The organism is Allostella sp., from assembly GCF_041913585.1.
GTDB lineage: Bacteria > Pseudomonadota > Alphaproteobacteria > ATCC43930 > Allostellaceae > Allostella.
Map to the genome: position 1 here is coordinate 1 of NZ_JAYSFE010000228.1, position 3,649 is coordinate 3,649.

At 72.1% G+C, this 3,649-nt stretch carries 3 protein-coding genes; 2 read left to right on the plus strand and 1 reads right to left on the minus strand.

Features of this window, described 5'->3' with window-relative positions; translation table 11 throughout:
• Positions 1–1,718, plus strand: a 1,718-nt coding sequence (locus ACE3Q3_RS23380) for a DEAD/DEAH box helicase (RefSeq protein WP_374450101.1), incomplete at its 5' end; no start/stop codon positions are given.
• A 129-nt stretch (positions 1,719–1,847) separates the two neighbouring features.
• On the opposite strand, the gene ACE3Q3_RS23385 is transcribed toward ACE3Q3_RS23380, so the two are convergent.
• Positions 1,848–2,123 carry a hypothetical protein gene (locus ACE3Q3_RS23385; RefSeq protein WP_374450103.1) on the minus strand — a complete coding sequence of 92 codons (276 nt, stop codon included), beginning with the start codon at positions 2,121–2,123 and terminating at the stop codon, positions 1,848–1,850.
• A 254-nt stretch (positions 2,124–2,377) separates the two neighbouring features.
• Between ACE3Q3_RS23385 and ACE3Q3_RS23390 the strand changes: the two genes are divergently transcribed.
• Entirely contained in the window at positions 2,378–3,598 is a 1,221-nt protein-coding gene (locus ACE3Q3_RS23390) for an MFS transporter (RefSeq protein ID WP_374450104.1), read from the plus strand.
• Positions 3,599–3,649 lie beyond the last annotated feature (51 nt).

Consider the following 3,649-nt stretch of genomic DNA (forward strand, 5'->3'; position numbering starts at 1 on the left):
TCCCCTTCCCGGAGACCGAGGACCAGCTCCGCGCCATCTCCGACGTCATCGAGGATCTGGGTTCGGGCCGGCCGATGGACCGGCTCATCTGCGGCGACGTCGGCTTCGGCAAGACCGAGGTCGCGCTGCGCGCCGCCTTCATCGCCGCCATGGGCGGCGCCCAGGTGGCGGTGATCGTGCCGACGACGCTGCTCGCCCGCCAGCACCACCGCACCTTCCAGCAGCGCTTCGCCGGGCTGCCGGTGAAGATCGAACAGCTCTCGCGCCTGGTCACGCCGAAGAACGCCAAGGCGGTCAAGGCGATGCTGGCCGACGGGGCGGTCGACATCGTCGTCGGCACCCACGCCGTCCTGGCGAAGGACGTGAAGTTCCGCCATCTCGGCCTGCTCATCGTCGACGAGGAACAGCATTTCGGCGTCTCCCAGAAGGAGAAGCTGAAGCACCTCCGGGCCGAGGTGCATATCCTGACCCTGACCGCGACCCCGATCCCGCGCACCCTGCAGATGGCGCTGTCGGGCGTGCGCCAGATGAGCATCATCGCGACGCCGCCGGTCGACCGGCTGGCGGTCCGCACCTTCGTCCTCCCCTTCGACCCGGTGGTGATCCGCGAGGCGATCCTGCGCGAGCGCTTCCGCTCGGGGCAGGTCTTCTATGTCTGCCCGCGCATCGAGGATCTGGCGATCGTCCACGAGCAGCTCCGCGAGCTGGTGCCGGAGGCGAAGATCGTCGTCGCCCACGGCCGCATGGCGCCGGCCGAGATCGAGACCGTGATGTCGGAGTTCTGCGACGGCGCCTACGACGTGCTGCTGTCGACGACCATCATCGAATCCGGTCTCGACATCCCGTCCGCCAACACGATGATCGTCCACCGCGCGGACATGTTCGGCCTGGCGCAGCTCTACCAGCTCCGCGGCCGCATCGGCCGCTCGAAGCAGCGTGCCTATGCCTATCTGACGCTGCCGCCGGGCAAGATGCTGACCGAGACGGCGCAGCGCCGGCTCGAGGTGATGCAGACGCTCGACACGCTGGGTGCCGGCTTCACCCTGGCGAGCCATGATCTCGACATCCGCGGCGCCGGCAACCTGCTCGGCGAGGAGCAGTCGGGCCATGTCCGCGAGGTCGGCGTCGAGCTCTACCAGCAGCTGCTGGAGGAGGCGGTGGCCGAGGCCCGCGGCCTCGCCGAGGACGCCGCCGGCGAGGGCTGGACGCCGCAGATCGCCATCGGCACCGCGGTCCTGATCCCCGAGGGCTACGTCGCCGACCTCGGCGTCCGGCTCGGCCTCTATCGCCGCATCTCGACGCTCGTCGACCGGCGCGAGATCGACGCCTTCGCGGCCGAACTGGGCGACCGCTTCGGGCCCCTGCCGCCCGAGGTCGAGAACCTGCTCGACATCATCGCCATCAAGCAGCTCTGCCGCGAGGCGCGCATCGAGCGCATCGAGGCGGGACCGAAGGGCTGCGTCATCGCCTTCCACGGCAACTCGTTCCCGAACCCGGCCGGCCTCGTCGACTTCATCGCCCGCAATGCTGGCACGGCGCGGGTCCGTCCGGATCACAAGCTGGTCATCACCCGCGTCTGGGACGAGCCCAAGCAGCGCCTGCTCGGGCTGCAGACCCTGCTGAAATCCCTGGTCAAGCTGGCGACCGCCGAGGCGCCGCGGCCGCCCGCCAAGGCGCCGGTGAAGCCGCCGGCAAAGGTGACGGCCGGTCGGCGCTGAAGCGGAACGGGGCGCTCCCGGCCGTGCGGCGATGCGCGGCCGGTCGCCGATCCTGGCCGGCCGGAGTTCGACCGCGGTCTCTGCGACCGTGGCCAGATCCGGCCCCCGTGAGGGCGACGTGGGCGACCGCTATTTCGGAACCAGGTAGCCCGGGGCCGGGCCGGCCGACGCCGGGGTCGTCGCCAGCAGATGTTGGGGAAAGCCGCCGACGGGCGGCGTTGTCGCGATCCAGGCGAAGACGGCGCCGAGGACCAGGAGCCCGGCCGCCAGGAGGCGTTCGCCGCCGCCCGAGCCGCGGTGCCAGAGCGCAAGACCGATGCCGCCCGAGACGAGGGCGCCGGTGACGACGGCGGCGAGCAGGAGCATGGCGTCGGACCCTGGGTTCAGCGGGGTCGTGGCTACCATGCGGCTCGGGGCGCGGCCACGGCCTATGCATCCATTCAGGACGGATGCCGGCGCCCGATTGGCGCCGCTTTGAGAGCGACCGATCACGAAACGTGAAGGACCCGCGGGGCAGGCCCGCGGACCATGCGGCGGGCGGCGGAGGCCGGGGCGGGGACCGGGCGCCCAGCCTTCGCGCATCCGCTCCGGATCGGTGCCATCTGCATCCATTGCCGAACATTTGTGCAGTCGCCGGCGCCGCGCTAGGCTCGCCGGCAATGACAGATCCGGGGGAACGCCCCGGCGGGCCGCGCGCGCTGCTCGCCGATCGGGATTATCTGCGCCTGTGGCTGGTGGGGGGCTTCGCCAACGCCGTGCGCTGGCTGGAACTGCTGGCGGCGGGCGTCTTCGCCTACGACCAGACCGGTTCCGGGCTCATCGTCGCCGCGATGACGGCGGCGCGGATGCTGCCGATGCTGCTTGTCGGAGCGCTCGCCGGGGCCATCGCCGACGCGCTCGACCGGCGGCGGCTGCTGCTCGCCGGGCAGGCGGCGGCCGGCCTCGCCGCCGCCATCGTCTGCATCCTCGCCTTCGCCGACCTGCTCACCCTGTGGCACATCGCGGCGGCGGGCGGCGTCTCCGGCATCGTCTGGGCGAGCGAGATGGCGGTTCGTCGCCGCATGGTCGGGGAGGTGGCAGGCCCGACCCGCATCGCATCGGCGATCGCGCTCGACACCGTGACCAACGGCATGACGCGGATGGTCGGGCCGGCGCTCGGCGGTTTCCTCCTGGAAACGGTGGGGATCGTCGGCGTCTATCTGCTGTCGGCGGCGCTCTACCTCTCCGGCTTCGCGCTCGTCGCCGGGCTGCGCTGGAGCCAGGTGACGCGGCCGCTCCGTCTGTCGCAGATCCCCGGCGACATCGCGGCCGGCTTCGCCGCCGCCCGGCGCAGCGACCTCATCATGGCCGTGCTCGCGGTCACCGTCGTCATGAACGCCTTCGGCTTCTCCTACACCGCGATGATCCCGCCGATCGGGCGCTACGAGTTCGCCGTCTCGGCAACGCTGGTGGGGGTGCTCGCGTCGGCCGAGGCGGGCGGCAGCCTGCTGGGCGGGCTGCTGATCGCCAGCGGCCGGGTGCCGCCCGACCGCGGCCGGCTCTTCGTCGCCGGCGCCTTCGGCCTGATGGCGGCGGTGGCGCTGGCCGCGCTCGCCCCGTGGTACGTGCTGGCGCTGGCGCTGCTCTTCCTCGGCGGCTTCGGCACCGCCAGCTTCGCCAGCATGCAGAGCACGCTGATCCTGACCGAGGCGCCGCCGGAGATGCGCTCGCGCCTCATGGGCATCGTCACCGTGTGCATCGGCACCGGACCGCTGGGCGTGCTCCTCGTCGGCGCCCTGTCCGACCGGATCGGCCCCTCGAACGCCATGCTGGCGATGGCGCTGGCCGGCATGGCCGGCCTTACCCTCATCCGGCTGCGCTGGCCCGGGCTCGGGCGCTAGCGGCGGCGGACATAGACGTGGACCTGGGGGTCGTGCAGGCCCGACTGGGTG

Excerpts from the sequence above, each read along its gene's own strand:
- ACE3Q3_RS23385 (WP_374450103.1), bottom strand. The coding sequence starts at position 2,123 with ATGGTAGCCACGACCCCGCTGAACCCAGGGTCCGACGCCATGCTCCTG.
- ACE3Q3_RS23390 (WP_374450104.1), top strand. The coding sequence starts at position 2,378 with ATGACAGATCCGGGGGAACGCCCCGGCGGGCCGCGCGCGCTGCTCGCC.